The 19,880-nt window shown below is 71.3% G+C and carries 17 protein-coding genes; 5 read left to right on the forward strand and 12 right to left on the reverse strand.

Annotation, left to right across the window (positions count from 1 at the left end; translation table 11 throughout):
• Nucleotides 1–4: 4 nt before the first annotated feature.
• The 12 genes from AB0J93_RS22710 to AB0J93_RS22765 are packed head-to-tail and all read right to left on the reverse strand — an operon-like array spanning nt 5 to nt 14,452.
• Entirely contained in the window at nt 5–1,771 is a 1,767-nt protein-coding gene (locus AB0J93_RS22710) for a condensation domain-containing protein (protein ID WP_363924327.1), read from the reverse strand.
• Nucleotides 1,772–1,821: 50 nt separating this feature from the next.
• Nucleotides 1,822–2,049: an acetyl xylan esterase gene (locus tag AB0J93_RS22715; RefSeq protein WP_093408987.1), complete on the reverse strand. Its 228-nt coding sequence runs from the start codon at nt 2,047–2,049 to the stop codon at nt 1,822–1,824.
• A complete protein-coding gene (locus tag AB0J93_RS22720; RefSeq protein ID WP_363924328.1) occupies nt 2,042–2,596 on the reverse strand; it encodes a holo-ACP synthase in 555 nt (184 codons plus the stop codon). Before AB0J93_RS22720 ends, AB0J93_RS22715 begins: the two co-directional genes overlap by 8 nt.
• Nucleotides 2,593–3,591, reverse strand: coding sequence for a nitronate monooxygenase (locus AB0J93_RS22725; protein ID WP_363924329.1), 999 nt, complete (start codon nt 3,589–3,591; stop codon nt 2,593–2,595). Before AB0J93_RS22725 ends, AB0J93_RS22720 begins: the two co-directional genes overlap by 4 nt.
• Nucleotides 3,584–4,441 (reverse strand): aminoacyl--tRNA ligase-related protein, encoded by an 858-nt coding sequence (locus AB0J93_RS22730; RefSeq protein ID WP_363924330.1) that lies wholly within the window; start codon nt 4,439–4,441, stop codon nt 3,584–3,586. The genes AB0J93_RS22725 and AB0J93_RS22730 overlap by 8 nt, the downstream gene beginning before the upstream one ends.
• Nucleotides 4,438–5,313, reverse strand: coding sequence for a diiron oxygenase (locus AB0J93_RS22735; RefSeq protein WP_363924331.1), 876 nt, complete (start codon nt 5,311–5,313; stop codon nt 4,438–4,440). Before AB0J93_RS22735 ends, AB0J93_RS22730 begins: the two co-directional genes overlap by 4 nt.
• Entirely contained in the window at nt 5,310–6,797 is a 1,488-nt protein-coding gene (locus tag AB0J93_RS22740; RefSeq protein WP_363924332.1) for a condensation domain-containing protein, read from the reverse strand. The genes AB0J93_RS22735 and AB0J93_RS22740 overlap by 4 nt, the downstream gene beginning before the upstream one ends.
• Nucleotides 6,794–8,581 carry an ABC transporter ATP-binding protein gene (locus AB0J93_RS22745; RefSeq protein WP_363924333.1) on the reverse strand — a complete coding sequence of 596 codons (1,788 nt, stop codon included), beginning with the start codon at nt 8,579–8,581 and terminating at the stop codon, nt 6,794–6,796. The genes AB0J93_RS22740 and AB0J93_RS22745 overlap by 4 nt, the downstream gene beginning before the upstream one ends.
• Nucleotides 8,578–10,461: an ABC transporter ATP-binding protein gene (locus AB0J93_RS22750; RefSeq protein WP_363924334.1), complete on the reverse strand. Its 1,884-nt coding sequence runs from the start codon at nt 10,459–10,461 to the stop codon at nt 8,578–8,580. The genes AB0J93_RS22745 and AB0J93_RS22750 overlap by 4 nt, the downstream gene beginning before the upstream one ends.
• A gap of 20 nt (nt 10,462–10,481) precedes the next feature.
• Nucleotides 10,482–11,525, reverse strand: a complete 1,044-nt coding sequence (locus tag AB0J93_RS22755) for a methyltransferase (protein ID WP_363924335.1) — start codon at nt 11,523–11,525, stop codon at nt 10,482–10,484.
• Nucleotides 11,526–11,527: 2 nt separating this feature from the next.
• A complete protein-coding gene (locus tag AB0J93_RS22760) occupies nt 11,528–12,523 on the reverse strand; it encodes a methyltransferase (protein ID WP_363924336.1) in 996 nt (331 codons plus the stop codon).
• Between the two features lie 21 nt (nt 12,524–12,544).
• The gene (locus AB0J93_RS22765) at nt 12,545–14,452 is read right to left on the reverse strand and encodes a KedN5 family methylcobalamin-dependent radical SAM C-methyltransferase (RefSeq protein ID WP_363924337.1); all 1,908 of its coding nucleotides are present in this window, start codon (nt 14,450–14,452) and stop codon (nt 12,545–12,547) included.
• An 854-nt stretch (nt 14,453–15,306) separates the two neighbouring features.
• Here AB0J93_RS22765 and AB0J93_RS22770 point away from each other — a divergent pair.
• Genes AB0J93_RS22770 through AB0J93_RS22790 form a run of 5 tightly spaced genes read left to right on the forward strand, consistent with a single transcriptional unit; the run spans nt 15,307 to nt 19,840 of the window.
• Nucleotides 15,307–16,506: an aminotransferase class III-fold pyridoxal phosphate-dependent enzyme gene (locus tag AB0J93_RS22770; protein WP_363924338.1), complete on the forward strand. Its 1,200-nt coding sequence runs from the start codon at nt 15,307–15,309 to the stop codon at nt 16,504–16,506.
• A 14-nt stretch (nt 16,507–16,520) separates the two neighbouring features.
• Complete coding sequence (locus AB0J93_RS22775; protein WP_363924339.1) at nt 16,521–16,790, forward strand: phosphopantetheine-binding protein; 270 nt, start codon at nt 16,521–16,523, stop codon at nt 16,788–16,790.
• Entirely contained in the window at nt 16,787–17,479 is a 693-nt protein-coding gene (locus tag AB0J93_RS22780; protein ID WP_363924340.1) for an RraA family protein, read from the forward strand. The genes AB0J93_RS22775 and AB0J93_RS22780 overlap by 4 nt, the downstream gene beginning before the upstream one ends.
• Nucleotides 17,480–17,489: 10 nt before the next feature.
• Nucleotides 17,490–18,671: a cytochrome P450 gene (locus AB0J93_RS22785; RefSeq protein WP_363924341.1), complete on the forward strand. Its 1,182-nt coding sequence runs from the start codon at nt 17,490–17,492 to the stop codon at nt 18,669–18,671.
• A complete protein-coding gene (locus AB0J93_RS22790) occupies nt 18,668–19,840 on the forward strand; it encodes a hypothetical protein (protein WP_363924342.1) in 1,173 nt (390 codons plus the stop codon). The genes AB0J93_RS22785 and AB0J93_RS22790 overlap by 4 nt, the downstream gene beginning before the upstream one ends.
• The last annotated feature ends 40 nt before the right edge of the window (nt 19,841–19,880 follow it).

Raw genomic sequence — 19,880 nt, forward strand, 5'->3', positions numbered from 1 at the left:
TCGGTCAGCAACCAGCGCCGGCCGCGACCCAGGCCGCGCGACGAACCGCCGGATCGACCGAGAGCCGACCGGTGGTGCCCTCGGCCCGCCGTCCCGTCTCCTCGACGAGCACCGGGCACTTCTCCCACGCCAGCCGGTCGTCCGGATCATCCGGCCCGTGGGCGCATCGGACGTAGCGGGACGGTGCGCGTACATCCGTCCGCTCGCCGAGCGCGGCGACGAACATCTCGTGCAGGTCGCCGAGGTCGCCGATCTGCGGCCCGGCGAGATAGCCGACCAACCCGGAACCGGTCAGGGTCGGGTCCTCGTCCGGGAAGACCCCGCCCACGGCGCCCTCGGGAAGCAGGTCGCGCCACAGTGCGCGGGTGCCGGCCAGGTCGACCCATCCGTCGGGGCCGCGCACCCAGTCCGGGCCGCGTGCGACCGACGGCACCCCCACGGCCTCGGAGATCAGCTGCGCGGTGAGGTCGTCGGTCGCCGCGGCGATCACCACCCGTTCGATGCCGTGCAGGAGCGCGACGATGTCGTCCGTCGGCACGTACGCGGTGTCACAGAGCATCGACAGCCGGGTCGCCGCGCCGGCGGTGGCCACGGTCAGGAACACCCGGGCGTCCATCAGGTCCCAACCGCCGGCCTGCTCGATCCTCGTGGCGGCGGCGAGTCGGCGTATCGTCCGCTCGTCCGCCGGGTCGGTCGGCACACCCGACGGGACGCTGTCGCGTACGTCGTTGAAGTAGACGCCGATGCCCAGGACCGCGCCACGGGCGAGGTGCTCCGCCGCCCTCAGGTGCCAGGCCGCCTCGGGATCGTAGTAACCGAACCGGTACGCGCCCACCCCTGCCAGGAAGGTCCGCCGAACGATCCGCGCGAAGGAGTCCTGGGCCAGGTCGACCCGGACTATGCCGTCTCCGGCGACCGTGCCGACCAGCCGTTCCCGCTCCGCGTCGCGGTTGGCGCAGATGAGCTGCACGGGCACGACGTCGTGGCCGGTGTACCGGCCCAACACGAGAGCCTGCGCCGCCAGCAGCACCGCTGACGAGGTGACCCGCAGGCGTACGGCGGCAGCGGCGGCAGCGGCGGTGACCGCCTCGCTGTACATGATCACCCGACGGAACCGGTGTTCGCCGGTGTCGTGGGTGCGGTAGTCGAAGATGGAGGCGGGAATGGTCCGGAAGGTACGGGCCCAGTGCCGCAGGGCTGTCGCGCTCGTGGCCTGCCCCGCCTCGGATCGCTCGTAGGCGGCCTGGTCGACGGGCCGGCACTCGGGAAGCGGCGGCCGTTTCCCGGCCAACAGCTCCGCGAGATCCGCCATGACCAGGTCGGCGCCGGTGTGGTCGACCGCCAGATGACTGAACACCACCGCCACGAACCGCGGTCGGTCGTCCTCGGTCAGCACCGCGATCCGTACCGGCCACTCGTGCACCGGCAACACCAGGCCGGCGAGTTGGTACATCCGCGTCCAGGCGGCCGCGTCCGCCGACGCGTGTCCGGCGGTGGACAACGGCTCCACCGCGACCGGCAGCTCGCCGCAGCCCTGCACCGTCTGCCGCAGGGTCGAGTCAGCGAACTCGAACACGGTCCGCAGGGTCTCGTGCCGGCGGAGCAGTTCACCGAGCGCCTCGGCGACGTCGGTCAGACCGCACCGCTGCGGCACCGGCAGAACCCGCCCCGCGTTGAAGTACGGATCGTGCTCCCCCATGAACTGGATGCAGGACCAGATGGCCCGCTGCCCCCAGGTCGCTTCCGCCTCGACGGTCCGTTCGTCCGACACCCTGACGAGAAGGCAATCCGGCATTTTGTCGTCCCCCCGTGCGGCGGGCCTCATTCGGCCGGCAGGAACCGCTTGCGGATCCGCCCCAGTGTCCGGAAGTCGTCGACGCTCAACTGCTGCAGGTCGATCGGACTGCCGGAGACCTCCTCCAGGAGGTAGACGAAGTCCAGGAAGTCCAGCGAATCGATCAAGCGTGCCTCGATGAGGTCGTCGTCCTCACCGATGTCGCCGGTCAGCGACGGGTTCCTGCTCCGGATCCACTCGCGGATCTCATCCATGTGGGTACTCCTCGATCGAGTCGGGGTCAGCGGACCCGGCCACCGCGATCGCGGCGGCCCAGCCGTCCTGATGGGTGATGCTCACCGCAACCGACCGCACGCCGCGGTGCTCGGCGTGCCGGCCGGCCCGGCCGGACAACCGCACGACTGGAGCGCCGTGCGGCAGCCGCAGCACCTCGATGTCGTGCCAGGCCACGAGGTCGTCCGGGCGCAACGCCTTGACGACCGCCTCCTTGGCGGCGACCCGGCCGGCCGCCCGTTCGGGTAGGTCGCCGCGGACGAGTCGCAACTGCTGCAGTTCCGGCCCGGTGAACATGTCGGCCAGCCAGCGGTCGCCGTGGTCGTCGATCGCCCGCCGGACCCGCTCGACCGCGACCAGGTCGAGGCCGACGTCCGGTGCACCGCCGACCAGCCGGCGCAGTGCCTCGGCAGGGCCGCCGCCCGGACCGCGACCGTCGAGATCCGGGTCCGGCAGATCCCCACGCTGCGGACCTCGGCCCGCCAGGTCCCGACCGTCCGGTGAACCCGGCGACGCGGTGCGGGTCACGGCGCACCCCCGACCCGGGCGACGGGTTCACCGGTGGCCGGCGTTCCCGTCAGGCGTGACACGATCTGCGCGGCCGGCTCCACCGCCGTCACCCAGCGTGAGCCGGTACCCGCGTAGCGGGCCATCTCGGCGATCCGGCCCTGCGTCTCGACGGTCGGCACGGCAGCGGACCCGCACGGCACCGGCAACCGCCGGCCGGTGACCGTGGTCCAGGCGACGAACCGGCCGGCCGGCGGTTCCGCCGCTTGCGTGACGGCCGAGCGCAGCACCCGATGCCGGCGGCCCGGCCAGCCGATCGCGAACCGGTCGGTGACGGTGGTCGCGTCGTCGCCGGCGCCGACGATGGCGGCCTGGTAGTCCGGATGCGCGGTCGCCTCCGCCGCGACCACGAACGCCGTGCCGCACAGGCATCCACTCGCGCCGGCCCGTAGGTGCTCCGCGACCTGGTCGGCGCGCTGGATACCACCGGCGGCCAGCACCGGCACCGGCACGCCGCGGTCAAGCACCTCGGTCAGCAGCTCGGCGACCGGCCGGTCCCCCAGATGATGTCCGCCGGCCTCGACGCCCTGCAAGGCGAGCACGTCGGCGCCATCCGCCACCGCCCGCTGCGCGTCGGCGGCGGACCCGACCTGGACGAGCACGGTGTGCCCCGCGTCGTGCACCCGGGGTATCAGCCACGACGGCGGCAGGCCGTACACGTTGATCACCAGTTTGCGGTCGGCAGCGTCCAGCACCGCGGCGATCTGCGTGGGCAGCGTCGCGCCGGCGACCTCCGGGATCACGTTGACGCCGAAGGTGGCCGCAGTGCTCTCCGCCGTGCGGCGGACCAGCGCGGCGGCGGCAGCCGGGGCGAAGCGGTACAGCGCCACCGTGCCCAACGCACCGGCTTCGGCCACGGCAGCGGCCAGGGCGGGGCCGGTCACCCCGCCCATGCCGGCCTGCACCAGAGGCAGCCGGACGCCGAGCACGCCGACGCTGCCCGGGACGTCAGCCACTGGCCCGCTCCGCGACCGCGAGCGCGGCCCGCACCGACCCGTGCGCGCACACCATCGCGTGAACCCAGCGTTCGACCCCGAAGGCGGTGCACGAGCTGTACGCGTTGTCGGCACCGATCCGGATGTCGAGCCGCTCACCGAAGAAGTTGCGGTGCCGGTTCACCGAGGCGATGGCGGTGCCGTCCACGGTGACGAACTCGTGCTTGACCGGGTCCAGCATGGCCAGCCGGGCCCGGGATCCGGTCCGGTCGTAGAACGGGTCGTTGGCGGCCTCCACCGTCACCGGCACGCCGAGCCGGTTCGCGAGGTCGAGGATCATCTCGCGGGAGACGTCCAGGTGCCCGGCGGCACCGTCCTGGTCCCCGACGAACAGGATCTCCCGCATGTGGAAGCCCCAGAGCCGACGCAGGCCCTCGAACCGCTCCTCGTTGCGGAAACACCGGCCGGTCGCGGTCAGCCGTACCGGGGCGTCGAGGCGTACGCCCGTCATGGCGGTGAGCAGCCCGTAGCAGGTCGCGGAGGGTAGGAGGTAGCCGGTCGGCACGGCGGTCAGCGCGGTGGGGTCGGCACCGGCGGCGGCCTCGGCGGTCGCCTCGGGGGTCAGGCGGGCGGCCAGCACGCCCAGGTGCGGGAAGTTGCGGAAGTAGTCGAGTCGGGCGAGGTCCGCCGCCGGCAGTAGCGGCGGCCCGACCACGGGTGCGGCGCCGAACCGGTCCGCCACCTCGACGAAGAGCCCGTCGAGGAGGTGGAAGAGCCGAGCCTGGTCGGGGTCGAGCACGATCAACCCGGGGCCGGGGTCGCGCAACGCCGGCACGGTGCCCGGGTGGGCTTCGGTCGGGCCCGCGGTCATGCCAGCACCCCGATCCGTCGGTAGAAGCTGTACGCGCGCCCGGCGAAGGCGTCGTGCACCGCCCGGCGTCCCGGGTCGGCCAACAGTCGCTGCCGGAACGCCGCGGGCCGGTCGATACCCGCGTCCCGGTAGGCGTCCACGCTGTACATCTGGTGCAGTGAGGATTCGATGTACCGGGCCACGTACCGGCGGGCCTGCTCCACCTCGGCGGGCTCGCAGGTGGCCTGCAACCGGTCGAACAGGACCCGGACGAGGTGGCAGCCGAACGCGATGTGCCGTGACTCGTCCTGGTGGTGCACCCGGTTGATGGCCCGGATCGTCTCCGGCAGGGTGGCGTCGGCCGCCATCCGGCTGTTGAAGTAGTCGACGATGATCTCGAAGATCAGGATCCGGCTGAACACGATGAAGTGGTCGACGACCGGGCTGGCCGGCTCGCGGGGGAAGGCCATCGTCCGGTCCGGATAGATCTTCCCGCCGTAGCGCAGGCAGAACTCGGCGAAGAACCACATGTGCTCGTTCTCCTCACCGAGGAAGTGATGGAAGAACGGGGTGGGGATCTCGAATCCGGGAGTGTGTATCCGCGCCACGACCTCCGTCATGAGGTCCCGGATGCCGTGCACGTTCAGGCTGTAGAAGTGGATGCTCTCCCACTTGGACAGCGCCAGTCGCTGCGCCGGCGACAGGTCGGCGGCCGCCTCGGTGCCGTGCACGGTCATCAGGTCGGCACTCATCCACGGAATGCCCTCGTCGATGTGATCCGGCCACTCGAACGTCTGGTAAGGGTTGTAGTAGTTCTCCTCGGCGGTGTGGGTGAGGCGGTCCACCGCGGTCCGCATCTCGTCGTCCCAGGTCAGTTCGGTCACAGCGGTCATACGGCGCCTCCGGTGGTTGAAGACCTCTGCACGATCTCGGGTGTGTCCTGCGGTGCTCCGGTGGGCGCTTCGAGGCGTACCCAGTCCGGACCGCTGCGGGTCCAGCCGGGCCCGCGTCGTACCACGGTGAGCCCGGCGACCGCGGCGAGGTCGGAGATCCGCAGATCGTCGGCCTCCACGGCGGTGACCAGGATCTCCTCGGCGGCGCGCAGCAGGGCGAACGCCGTGTCGCGGGCCAGGTGTGCGGTGTCCGCGAGCAGGTACAGCTGGCCGGTGTCGGGGGCCGCGCCGGTGGCGAAGAACGCCTTGGCGTCCACCTTGGCGTGCGAACCGACCACGAAGGTGCGGGTCCGCGAGCTGAGACTGCGCGGGCCGTCGGGCGCGGCCGGCAGCCGGGGCCAGGCACCGGAGGCCCGGATGTCGTTGAAGTAGGCGGACAGGTCCATCGGGGCGCCCCGGGCCAGGCCGGCCTGTTCCCGCAGCTGGCGAACGGCCGCCGGATCGTAGTGCCCGTACCGGTACGCCGCCATCGCCTGCATGTGGCCCCGCCGCACGGTGTCGGCGAAGGAGTCCCCGTCCAGATCGAGCAGGAGCAGGCCGTCCTGGGCCGCCGGGCCGACCATGGTGCGGAACCGCCGGTCGTGCCGGTTGGCGACGATGAGCTGAAGTGCGACGCGGTCGTGGCCGGTGTGCACCCCGAGCAGGACGCCACACGCCACGGTCAGCACGCTGGCCGTGCTCACCCCCCACCGGTGGGCGAGTTCCGTGGCGGCCACCGCCAGGGCCGGCGACTCCATGCCGACCCGGACGAACCGCAACGTCTCCGGTTCCCGTGGCGGGAAGTCGAACAGCGTCCGTGGTGCCTGTGCCAGCGTCCGGGCCCAGTACTCGACCGACTCGGCTCCCCGGCCGACCCCGGCACCGTCGCGTTCGAACGCCACCCGGTCCAGCGGCTGCGTCGGCACGTCACCGGGGTCGGCGCCGGCGACCAGGGCGGCCCAGTCGTCGGTGAGCACCCGGATCGACCAGGCGTCCACGGCCAGGTGCGACAGGGCCAGCGCCAACTGGGTGGCCACTCCGTCGCGGAGCACCACCGCGCAGCGGAAGGGCAACTCCTCGGCGTACCGGAAGGCGCGAGCCGCGAGGTCGGCGGCGACCTGCTGCGCCACCTGCGACGCGTCGTCGCCGGCCTCGTGCACGTCGACGACGAGCTCGCCGGCCGCCACGACGGTCTGTCGGGCGCCGTCCGGGGTGTCCGTGATCGTGGTGCGCAGCGCCTCGTGCCGCTCCACCAGCCGGCGCAGCGCGTCACCGACCCGGTCCAGGTCGGGGTCGCCGTCGATCGGCAGGACGTACGGGATGTTGAAGTACGGGTCGTCCTCGTCGAGCCAGCGTACGGTCCGCCAGATCGACTCCTGCCCCCAGCTCAACGCCGCCTCGGCGGTACGGGTGCCGGCGAACGGCACGGTCATCGGCGCGGTCACGTGGACACCCGCGCCTGCATGCCGAACAGCTCCGCGTACAGACCGCCGCGCGCCATCAGCTCGGCGTGGCTGCCGCTCTCGGCCACCCGACCACCGTCGAGCACGACGATCAGATCCGCCATGCGTACGGTGGAGAACCGGTGCGACACGAAAAGCGTGACGCCGCCGTTGACCGCACCCACCCGGCCGGCGGAGTCCCGGTACCGCTCGAAGATGGCGTGTTCGGCGGCCGCGTCCAGGGCCGCCGCCGGCTCGTCGAGGACCAGCAGCAGCGGTCGGTCGCGCATCATCGTCCGGGCCAGCCCGAGCCGTTGCCACTGACCGCCGGAGAGTTCCGCGCCGTCGCCGTACCCCTTCCCGAGCAGGCCGTCCAGGCCGCCGGGTACCGCGGCCACCGCGCCGCCGGCCTCGGCCCGGTCGACGGCGTCGGCGATCGCGTCGCGGTCGTCGACGCGCGTCACGTCACCGAGCCCGACGCTCTCCCGCACCAGCAGTTCGAAGCGTGCGAAGTCCTGGAACAGCGGGGCCACCCGCTTTCGCCATTCTTCGTCCGGCACGTCGGACAGGTCGCTGTGGTCCAGCAGGATCCGCCCGGACACCGGCTGGTACAGCCCGCAGAGGAGCTTGACCAGTGTGCTCTTGCCGGCGCCGTTCTCACCGACGATGGCAACCGATCCCCCGGCCGGCAACCGCAGGTTGATGTCGCGGAGCACGAGTCGGTCCGTTCCCGGGTAGTGGAAGCTGACGTTGTCCAGCACGATGCCGTCGTTCAGGCGCTCCGGCACCGTGGACGACGCCGCGTCCACCTTGGTCGCTCCGCCGGCCGAGCGGCGCAGCCGGGTCAGCCGCGCCACCGTCCTGCCGACGCCCTGCAACAGCGCGAGCAGGTTGAGGGCGCTCGCCACCTGCACCGCCACCTGCACCGCCAGGGTGATCACCAGGACCACGTCGCCCACGTCGGCTCGCCCGTCGCGTACCTGGGAGATGATCAGCACCACCGCGCCGCCGTACGCCAGCGCGAACACCGACTGACCGGCGGAACGCAGCGTCGCCGCCCGGCGGTGCGCCCGCCAGAGCAGTCGGGTCGAGGCCGACCAGGCCCGTTCGTGCCGGTGCAGCAGTTCCTGTTCGCCGTGGAACAGGCGGATCTCCTTGATCGCGGCCGGAGTGGTGGCCAGTTCCAGCAGGTGCCGTGCCTGGCGGGTGGTTTCCGCGGCGTTCTCCTTGGCGGCGTCGATGGTCGCCTGGGCCCGCTTGCCGATGAACACCGGCGCAAGAGCCGCGACGGGCAGCAGGAGCAACCACGGGTTCAGCATCGCCAGCACGACGGTCGTGACGAGAACCTGAAGCAACAGGCCGCCGAGCTGCAGCACCGCCTCCAGCGCGACCCGGGTGCGGACCAGTTCCTCCTGCACCATCGTCACGCCGTCGGCGAACTCCGGGTCGTCCACCCGTTCCAGTCCGTGGCCCGCGTTGACGTGCCGTAGCAGTTCCTCGTTGAGTGCCACCTCGGCCAGCTCGCCGACCTCGAAGTACGACAGGTGCGCGAAGTGGCCCAGCATCAGCTCGAAGGTGAGCAGCACCGCGACGACCAGCGCGGCGATGGTGGCTGCGGAGACGTCGCCGCTCAGCGCGGCGTTGGTGAGATCCCGCAGGCCCAGTGCGATGAACGGGGTCGCGGCGTACCCCAGGAGCATCAACACGCCCGACCGGATGAGCCGGCCACGGTCCAGGCGGGCCGCCAGGCCCAGCATGAAGCGGGCGGTACGCAGCAGCCCTATCATGCGGTCACCTCCACGACCGGCTCGTCGTCGTCGGAGAAGCGTCTCGCCTGTAGCCGGAACAGCTCGGCGTACTGGCCGCTGGCCGCCATCAGCTCGTCGTGGCTGCCCTGCTCGGTGACCCGCCCACCGTCCAGGACGATGATCTGGTCGGCGCGTCGTACGGTCGAGAACCGGTGCGAGATGATCACCGTGGTGAGTCCGCGGGTCAGCTCGAGGAACCGGTCGTAGAACTCGACCTCCGCGCGGACGTCGAGCTGGGCCGTGGGTTCGTCGAGCACCAGGACGGACGCGCCGTGCCGCACCGCGAACAGCGCCCGGGCCAGGGCAATCCGCTGCCACTGGCCCCCGGAGAGGTCGGTGCCGCCCGCGTACTGTCGGGACAGGATCGTGTCCAGGCCGTGCGGCAGGGCGTCGATCACTTCCTCGGCTCCCGCCCGGCGGGCGGCGGCGAGCAGACCTTCCCGATCGTCGAGGTGGTCCGCCGCACCCAGGCCGATGTTGGCCGCCGCGTCCAGCTCGTAGTGCACGTAGTCCTGGAAGATGACGGCGAGGCGCTGTTGCCAGTCCCGCGGTGAATACTGGCGCAGGTCGACGCCGTCGACCGAGATCGCGCCGCTGGTCGGGTCGTAGAGCCGGGCCAGCAGCTTGACCAGCGTGGTCTTGCCGGCACCGTTGAGCCCGACGATGGCGGTGCTACGCCCGGCCGGCAGGGTGCAGGAGACACCGTCGAGCACCGGGCTGCCGGCCTCGCCGTACCGGAACACCACGTCGTCGAACCGGATCCGGCCGACCGGCCCGGCCGGCACCGGCCGGTCACCGGCGACGCCGGCCCGGCCCTCGGCGGCGGTCCGCTCGAACGTGGTCAACGCCTGGTACGCCTGCATGCCGTACTGGGTCTGCACGTCCGACTCCGGGAAGAACACCCCGAACCGGATCGGGATCAGCACACCCTGAATGGCGATACCCAACTGGGTCAGCGTCAGCGTGCCGCTACCGGCGGCCCCGGCCAGCCAATACAACACGGTCGCGCCGCCGACAAGCGCGACGGCGGCGTACGCGAGGAACGGGCGCAGCAGGATCCGGCGGCGGCCGACCCACAGCGGATCCAGGTAGGAGCGCGAGTCGGCCCGATGCCGGCGCTGGTACCAGTCCAGCAGCCCGAACATCCGCATCTCCTTGGCCACCTTGATGCTGGTACCGAAGGAGCGGAGATACATCACCCGCTGCCGGCTCGACAGCAGACTGACCCAGAGTGCGCCGAAGCGGCCGAGGGAACCGCGCTGGCCGTACCGGACGATCAACGCGGTCGCCCCGATCAGCAGCGCGGCGGGTACCGAGAGCACGAACCCCACCAGGACGACCGCACCGGTGAGCTGGCTGTACCGCGCGATCAACGCCAACGCGCCCGCGACCGCGTCGCCCGGCGTGGGCAGCACCCGGTCGTAGCCGCCCCGCGCCTCACCGAGCAGGCCGCTGATGTCGGGCCGCTCGAGCACCGCGATCGGGGCTTCGGCAAGGGCCGCGCGGCCCAGCCGCCCGGCACAGAAGCCGTCCACCCGCCGGATCACCACCTCCCCCAGAGCCGACTGGAACGGCACCAGCATCTGCTGGAGAACGAAGGCGGCCACCGCGATCGTCAGGCTGAGCACGATGGTGCGCCAGGCCTCCGGAGCACCACCGGCGACGGCCGGAAGGTCACCGAGTACCCGGCCGGTCCAGATGATGAATGCCATCGGCAGTACGCCGATCAGCAGGTTGAGCAGGACCGCGGCGATGATCACTCCGGCACCGGCCCGGGGCAGCAGCCGGAAGATGGCCGACCACCGTTCCCGGGTCGGTCGCGTCCAACCGCGTACGCGTTCGGTCAGGGTGGGAGACACGGCCACCAACTTCCTCTCGGTCATCGACGGGCCCGCCGGCCGATGACGGCGGTGCGATCGGCTGCGGTCGGCCGACAATCCACGTAGTCGAAGCCGGTCTCGGCGAACATTGCCCGCAGCTCCGCCACGGACCAGCACTTGCCGGGGGTCGAGTGCATGAGCAGCACCGAGTACTCCGCCACCGGCAAAGGCCCTGATCGGTCGTCATTGATGTGGGTGTCGTGCACCACCACCCAACCGCCCGGCGGCAGGGCGGCGGCCGAGTTCGCCAGGAGCCGGCGGATCTCGCCGGCTCCCCAGTCGTGCAGCACGTGCGAGTACAGGTGGGCGTCGTACTCACCGGGCAGGCCGGCGAACATGTCGCCGGGCACGACACCGACCCGGTCCGCGTAGCCGCGCGTGGCCAGCAGAGTGCGGGCGACGCCGTCCACCGGCGGCCGTTCGAGGACATCGACCCGCAGGCCGGGCAGTCGCTGCACCAGCGCCGAGCCGTAGATCCCGGAGCCACCGCCCACATCCAGGACCGCGCGGGCGGGCAGGTCCGCGATCGCCTCGGCCAGGGCCGGGCCCAGGTAGGCGCCCCGCGCGTCCATCGCGGCCGTGATCGACGCGGCGAACTCCGGCGACGCCAGCCGGTCCGACCACGCCTCTTGGCCGCCGGCACCGGCCCACGCCGCGGGGCGTCCGGAACGAAGGACCGCGAGCAGGTCCCGGCAGGTGGGCCGCTCCCGCAGCGAGGCGTAGTAGGCCCGCAGGTCGTACGGCGAGCCGGCGACCAGATGCTCCCGGGCGACCCTGGTCGGCACGATCCGGTCGCCGACGCGGGCCAGCAACCCACGCGCGACGAGGTAGGTGATCGTCACGTCGGCCGCCCGCAGGTCGAGCTGATGCGCGCCGCACACCTGCTCGGCCCCGGCCGGGTCGTCGTGCTCGCGCTCGTACCGGTCGAGCCAGGTGAACAGGTCCAGCTCCGCGACGACCACGATGAGCAGGTCGGCGGCGTACACGCCGTCGCGGAGCCGGTACAGCTCGGTGGGATCGGTGACGACCGGTTCGTGGAGCACCGTCACTCCGGCTTGCGCGCGATCAGCACGTGTGACGAGGCCCCGGCGATCGGCTCCACCTGAGGCTCACCGAAGCCGTTGTCGATGATCAGCCGGCTGAGCTCGGCCACGCTGAAGTCCCGTCCGCCCTCCCACAGCACCATCGACGAGACGTTGTGCAGCGCGGAGAAGAGGGGCCCGGTGCGGTCCTCGTTGAGCAGGTTGCCGTTGACGATCAGCCGGCCGCCCGGCGCGAGCGCACGGTGCGCCCGCCGGAGCATGTCGGCGGCGGTCTCCCGGCGCTCGGAGTGCAGCATGTTGGACATGAGCACAGCCGCGAGGCCGGTGCCGTACTCCTCCCGGGTGTAGTCGCGTCCGACCACGCTGACCCGGTCGGCCATTCCGTGTTCGGCGATCACCTTGCTGGCCAGCGGCACCGCGTCCGGCAGTTCCCAGATGACGGAGGTGAGCCCGGGGTGCCGCCGGCACAGGGCCATCGAGTAGGCACCGCAGCCCCCGCCGAGATCGACAAGTGCACCCTCCAGCGGGCCGGGTACGCACACCGCCAGTTCCTCGGCGAGTCGGGTGGCGTACCGGAAGAAGCCGACCTCCAGGTCGGCGAGGTAGGCCGGGTCCTCGGTCAGCCGGATGTCGTGGCCCAGGGCCGGCCCGCCGTTGCGGACCACATCGGTCAGCCGCGCCCAGGCCCGGGCCCAGCGGCCCATGGTCCGTACCCACTCGACCAGGCAGTCGTCGGTGTCGCCGGTGAGCAGCCGGCTGGACAGCTCAGTGTTGGCGTACACCGCTCCGGTGCGGCTGAGCAACCGCAGTGCCACGCCGGCGTCGAGTACCGCCTCGGTGGCTTCCGGGTGCCATCCGCGGGCGGTGGCCAGTTCCGCCGCGGTGGCCGGCTGGTCGGCGAGCGCGGTGAAGACGTCCAGCTCGGCGAGGGTGTAGAGCACCTCCGCCTGCCAGGTGCCGACGGTCAGCTGCGTCACGTGCCGCATACCCAGGTCCATGTGTCTCTCCGATCGCTCGAGTCATCCGGCCACGTCCTGGGCCAGCCGGCCGCCCAGGACGTCCCGCTCCGGCCGGCCGAGGAAGTAGGCCGACTGTTCGTGATTCGTGGTGGCCACGAACGCGGCAAAACCCACCTTGTAGTAGAAGGAGGTGACCAGCCGCCGTGGTTCGATCGGCACCGTGTCGCCGCGTCCGATCGCCTCCACCAGGCGCGGCACGTCGAACTCGAACTCGACCGGCGCGCCACGCAGGAACGCCTCGCCGTCGACGTCGACCAGGTCCAACCCGGCCGCCTCGGGGCTGCCCGGCTCGGCACAGGTGGGCTGGGTGACGATGTCGTACCGGAAGGCCTCGTCCAGGCACCGGCGGGCCGATTCCGGCACCAGCGGGCGTACCGCCTCCTGCCACCACCGGCTGAGCACCGTCTTGGCGCGTGGGTCGCCGTACATGTAGACCAGCGCCGGACTGACCGCGCCGAACTCGGCGGCGGCATTGGCTGCGGCCTCCCGCAGCGGCGCCGAGTCGGTGTCGTCCTGGCGCTCCAACCAGTCGGCGAAGTTCAGCAGCAACGTGGACTGACTGAGCCCGGCGTACACCCGGGCCGGTGCCCAGACGTGCCGTAGCACCAGGTTCTCCGCCAGCACCCGGGCGTAGAAGATGAACCGGCGGGCCTCGAGATTCTCCCGCAGCGGCATGGTGTGGTGGGCCAGGACGTACTCGAAGTCGTCGGTGTCACCTCGGACGGTCACGAAGCCGTAGGCTTCCTTCTTGTCGAAGTACTCGGTGTTCGGCAGCAGGAGCATCGGATAGACCGCGATCCGGGACACGTGCTCGGCGAGGCTGTCGTACCCCCGCAGGAACGACTGCAGGCTCTCCCCCGGCGCTCCCCAGATCAGCTCCGCGTAGCAGTCCAACTCCTCCGCCTTGAGCCACTCGACGAGGTCGCGCCAGTCGTTGACCTTCATGTTGCGGCGGTTCATCAGCTTGAGGGCGTCGTCGGAGAGGGTCTGCAGGGCCAGGGTGAACGAGCTGCGCATCCCGGCGTTCTTCATGTCCCGGACGATCTCGTAGAACACCTTCGACTTGTTCTTGGCCCAGGACGTCTCCAGCGTGCGCGGGTAACCGTAGCGCTCACGGATCTCCAGCAGGTCCGCGACGAACTCGGCGTCGATCGGCAGCATGCCGAAGTTCGCGTCGCAGAGCACCACCGTGTGCACCTTGTGCTGGGCGAGGAACTCCAACTCGTCGCGGAGACGCTGGCGGGAGAAGGCCCGCACCCGCTGGCCGACCGCGCCGCCCCAGTAACAGAACGAGCACTTGTACGGGCATCCCCGGTTGGTCTCCATCAGCGCGACGTCGTACCGGAACTCACCGGCGTCGTCGAGCAGCGGGATGGCTCCGGTCAGCAGGGGTGACGGGATGACGTCCAGGTCCTCCAGGCGCGGCCGGTCCGGTGTGGTCACCACCGCGCCGTCCGGATCCTGGAAGGAGATTCCGTCGATGTCGCCCAGCGACCGCGGCGAGCGCCCATCGAGGTAGGCCGTGACCAGGTCGGTGAAGACGAACTCGCCCTCACCGTTGACCACCACGTCGACCTCGGGAACCATCGCGAAGGTCCGCTGGGCCCGATTGGCCACGTGGGTGCCTCCGAAGATCACCCAGCCGTCCGGGCGAAGCTGCTTGAACGTCTCGGCCAGGACTCCGAACTCGCGGTAGTTCCAGCCGAGCACGGAGAACGCCAGGACATCGGGCGCGCCGTCCCGGAATAGATCTTGGGAGAGCGCGGAAAGCTTCATCCCGCCCCGGTAATTTCGAATCTCTATCTCGGTTTCCCGCGCAATCCGTTCGTCGGCGAGCGCGGTGGCCTTGAGGTATCCGGCGGCGAGGGGCATGGATTCCATCGGCGTGTCCCAAACGCCTTGCTGCACGAGCCAAACCTGCCGTTTGGCACTGTCAATGGGCACGCGAACTCCTCATCGGGCACAACTCACAGCCGTTCACCGCGGACCCGTACGGCCGAGCAGGCACGACGGTCAGAACGGAGTTGGAGAGTGGGTGGCGCTCACCGACACGGAGGCACGCACACCCGGCCACGAGATCGTCGCGACGCGTTCGCAGCAAACCCCCGTTGTTCGGCACCGGTCGCCTGTTTGCCATCGACGACCAGCACATCTGCGCTCACGGACGAGCGATGGCCGTCCGTGGGCGCGCTCCCATGGTGGGATAGCGGCCTGACGGGTGTCAATGCTGCTGACGTTCGCTGTCCGCCAATCCGCCTCTCACCTGTGGCTCTGCCAGCATTGCGGTGTCCGCATGCTGGAACGGGACACTTCCGGAAGGCGCTACGCAGTCCGCGCCGGCAACCAACCGCCCGCGACGCGGCAGTCCATCCTGATCTCGAAAAGGCGGTGGTGCGGAGACGGCCACCACGAAGGCGCTCAGCGAACCGAAGAGACCGCGGAAATGCGACAGCATTTCGGTTGACCGTACGCGCCGGGTTGGTCTAGCGTCTGTCGCGTGTTCGGGTGGTTCGGGGGAAACACCACGACTTCGCGTTCATAACGGGCGGTCATCTCCTAGCACCGGCCAGGCGCGCAATCCGCGCCGGCGTCGGGTGCGGCCCAAGCTCTGCGTCGACCTCAGCCGGCCAACGTGCCCTGCCCAGCTGCGGACCATCGGGTCCCGCTGAGCCCGTCCGCCGGTTGCTGACCTTCAGCGTCGCCGGCATCCACGCGTCGCCGCGTGCCACTGCGTCCGGGACCTCTTCGAGGAGTTTGAGCCTGTGAGCAACGCCGTACTGGACCGTGAGACCACCTCATACCTCAGCCGGCTCGACGAAGGCGGCGTCCTACCAGGCCGGTTCCTGCTCGTCGACGCGGAGAACGCGACGCTCCGGCTGGCGGACCCGGCCGGGCGGCAACGGTCCTGCACCGACTTCATGTCCGCGTTCGCCGCGGTCAATTTCGGCCACCGCAATCCGGCCATCGTGGCGGCGATGCGACGGCCGTCGGACCTCGCCGCCCCGTTCCAGACGGCCGACGCCGAACTGGTCGCGCGTTGGCTGTGCCGCCGACTCGGTGGCACCGCCGATCGGCGGGTCCTGTTCCAGATCGGTGGCAGTTTCGCGGTCTCCACCGCGTTGGCCCTGGCCCGCCGGCACCGTCCCGGCCGGGTGCTGGGCGTCCGAGGCGCCTTCCACGGGCTGGGCGTCGACGCGGCCGCCGTCACCACCGTCCAGCGGGAGTTCTCCCTGCAGGACACCGGCTTCGTCGAGTTGCTCGACACCGAGGTCGGGCACCTCACTCCCGGGGAGGTGCCCGAGGACTGGTCCGGCGTCTCCTGCGTCATCTACGAACCGGTGCAGGGTGCCAACGGCTACGTGCCGCTCGACGTCGACTGGCTGCGCCGGCTCTCCGAGTCGGCGCGCTCGGCCGGGGTGCTGCTGATCTCCGACGAGATCCAGTGCGGCTTCCACCGGCACGGCCCCTTCAGCCCGTCCACCACCGCCGGCCTCGACCCGGACGTGGTGCTGTTCAGCAAGTCACTTACCAACGGGATGTACCCGCTCTCCGCCGTGGTCTACAAGCAGCACCTGGAGCGGGACGCGGCGGCCGTCTACCTGGCGCACACCTTCCAGACCGGGACCATGGGCCCGGCCGCGGCGATCGCGGTCGCGGCCTATCTCGACAGTCACGACGTCGCCGCTATGGCAGCCGCCGTCGAGCGTCCGCTGCGGGATCTGGCCGACCGGCTCGCCGCCGCCGGACTCGCCGACGAGGTGCACGTCACCGGCCCGGCGCTGTCCTTCCGCCCGACCGAACGGACCAGCCGTGCGTTGGTGGCGGCCGCCTTCGAGGCGGGCGTCCTGGTGTTCGCCGGTGGCCGGCACGGTGAACGGATCCGGATCGCACCGCCGCTGACGGTGCCGGCTGATCAACTGCGCGCCGGCGTGGACACGCTGTGGAACGTACTCAACGGATGACCGGGAGGCAGCAGATGGAACGAGAACAGTTCTACCGTGAGGTGGTCGGGTTCCTGACCCGAACCGCTTCCGAGGCGGGCACGAACCCCCCGCCCGCCGACATCGATCCGGACGACAACTTGTTCGATCTCGGGCTGGTCAACTCCTTCTCGATGATCCGGATGATCGTCTTCGTCGAGGAGACCACCGGGGTGGCGGTCGATCTCGCCGACCACGAGCTGGAGACCTTCTACACCCTCCGCGGCCTGTACGACGTCGTCGCCGGAACGGAAGAACGGGTATGACCGTCACCGAGCAGCGGCCCACCGACGAGGGACACATCGACCGGATCCGTCGTCGCTTCGCGACCGTCGGCTGCGCCCAGCTCGCGGACGCCGCGCCCGAGTTCGTGGTGCCGCTGCACCTGCCGGCGGTGCCGCGCAACGGCCGGCCACGCATCTGCGGGCCGGTCTTCCCCGTGGCCACGACCGACGACATGCTCCCGGCGCTGCAGGCACTGGCCCAGACACCGCCCGGGCACGTGCTGTTCATCCACAACACCGTCACGCGCTCCGAGGCGATCGTCGGCGACATCTTCCTCACCTCCGCGGCGGTGCAGCGGCTCGGCGGAATCGTGGTCGACGGCGCCGTACGCGACCTGACCGACCTCGCCGCCATCGACATGCCGGTCTTCTCCACGCAGGTGACATTCGTGTCGGCGCGCACCACCAGCCAACGCGTCACCGACCTGCCGCAGACCGTCGAGGTGGCCGGCGTGGCCGTGCGCCCCGGCGACTGGCTGTTCGGTGACCCGGACGGTTTCCTGCTGCTTCCCGCCGACCGGGTCGGCGCGGTGTTCGCCGCGGGTGCGGTCCTGCGCGACCGCGAGGAGGCGCTGAAGAAGGCCATGCAGGACGACGGAAAGACCCTCGCCGACCTGACCCACCTGGGCGACTTCCTGGACGGCACCGGCGACCTGGGCTTCACACCCTGAGGAGGGTTCCATGCCGACGGTCGATCTGACCGCCGGGCCGGCCGGTGAACTGAACTTCGCCGATCCGGTCTTCCAGACCAATCCCTGGCCGCTGTACGACTGGCACCGCGAGCACCAACCGGTGTCGTTCGTTCCCGCCCTGGACTCGTACTTCGTGGTCGGGTACGACCTGGTGCGCCGGGTCGTCACCTCGCCGGACTTCACCGTCTACCACCCGTTCCGCACCAGCCGGCGGGCGTTCGGGCCGTCCATGCTCGACCAGGAGGGGTCGGCGCACACCCGGGCTCGGGCGGCGACGGCCGGGGTCCTGCGTCCCCGGAAGGTGGCCGAGTTCGCCCGCGACATCATCGCTCCGCTGGCCGCGGCGACTCTGGACGACCTGCTGGCCGACGCCCGCCCGGACCTCGCCGACCGGCTGGCCACCACCCTGCCGATGCGGGTGGTGTGCCGCTTCATGGGGCTGCCCGACGGGGACGCCGAGTGGCTGCACGAGGCCATGCGACCCCTCGTCGAGTACGTCGACCACGCGCCGGTGCCGCTGGCGACGGTGGTGCAGCGGCGGCGGGAACTCGCCGCGTACTTCCGCAGCCGGATCGCCGCCGGCACGGATCACGCAGGCATCCTCGCCGTCCTCGCCGCCGACGAGGTGCTGACGGAGGCCGACGTCGTCAACAACGCGATCCTGCTGCTGGCCGCGGGTACCGAGACGACCGCGGCGGCGATCACCAACCTCTTCGCCCGGCTGGCCGGGGATCCCGCGCTGTACGCCGGGGTGGCCGCCGACCCTGCACTGGTCCCGGCGGTCGTCGCCGAGACGCTGCGGCACGAGCCACCGCTGCATGTGACGTTGCGGTTCGCGGCTTCCGACGTCGAGTTGGCCGGCGTACCGATTCCACGGGCCACTCCGGTCCAGGTCTGCCTGGCCGCCGCCAACCGGGACCCGGGGATCTATCCGGACCCGCACCGGTTCGATCACACCCGCCGGGACCGACCGTCCCTGGCCTTCGGTGCCGGCCGGCACGTCTGCCTCGGCATGGGTCTCGCCCAGGCCGAGCTGGAAGTCGTGCTGGCGGCGCTGGTGGAGCGGGTGGCGGAGGTGCACCCGCTCGGTCCCATCCCTGCGGTACGCGGACGCGGCTTCCGCGCCGCCACCGGACTGCGGCTGGACTGTCGGCCCCGGAGCCGACGATGAGCGCCCCGATCGTGACGCCGGCACCACGGGTGTGGCAGGCCGAGGTCCGCCTCACGCCGGACGGCCGGCGGTGTTTCGACGATCTGCTCCCCTACTGCCTCGACGAGGCATGGTCGTGGGAATGTGATCACGCCGACCAGCTCACTGTGGTCTACCACGTCGACGACAGCGTGGCAGAGAAGGTCGGTAAGCGGCTGACCGAGGCCCTGGAGCGGGCCCGCGTCGTGCCGGCGCGGCAGGCCCGGGTCGTGTACGACGCCTGGTCCGCCGACGTGGCCCCGGTCGCCGGTGCCGACGGCGGCCCGCCCCGCTTCGCCGTCGGGCCCGGCCTGGCCGTGCACGGTCCAGGTTCGGCCCGGCTCGTCCGTGCCCTGGACGGGCTCTTTCTCCGCCTGGCCCGGCGCTGGGGTGCCGAGGAGTACCTGGTCCCCCATCTGGTGGCCTGGGAGACCATCGAGCGGGCCGGTTACGCCCGTACCTTCCCGCAGCACCTGACCACCTGCGCGGTGGTGGCCTCCGACCTGCCGGCACTGGACCGCTTCGCCCGGGCCCGCACCGCCGCCGAGCGGCGGGCCGAGCTGCGGGAGGCGCCGGTGGCGGTGGCACCGACCGTGTGCCTGCACCTGTTCGCCGCGCTCGGCGGCACCCGGCTCAGCGAGCCGCTGATCGCCACCGCCCGTCAGTCGTGCGGTCGGTATGAGGCCGGCACCACGGCCGAGGCCACCCGGCTCTGGTCGTTCGACATGCGCGAGGTGGTCTACGTGGGTGACCGGGCCGGCGCCCGCCGCTTCCGCGACCGGGCGCTCACCGATCTCACCGAGGTGGTCCGGGAGTTGGGGCTGCCGGCACGGGTCGGCTCGGCCAACGACCCGTTCTTCACCGACAGCCGTGCCGACCTCGCCGGTTACCAGGCCACCTGGGATCTCAAGCAGGAGGTGTGCGGGCGGATGGTGGGCAGCGGTGCCGCTGTCGCGGTCAGCTCCGTCAACCTGCACCAACAGCACTTCGGTCAGGGCTTCGCGATGACCGAAGCCACCGGAGCGACGGCGTCGTCGGCGTGTGTCGGCTTCGGCATGGACCGCTGGCTGCACTGGGTCCACGGCTACCTCGGCGATGATCCGCGGCAGTGGCCCGAGATCCTGCGGCGCGAACTGCCCGACGCCCGCTGACCGGTGTGCGGTTGGGGCGATGCTGCTGGCGCAGCAGCGG

Origin of the sequence: Micromonospora sp. NPDC049374, assembly GCF_040677165.1 — a bacterium.
GTDB lineage: Bacteria > Actinomycetota > Actinomycetes > Mycobacteriales > Micromonosporaceae > Micromonospora.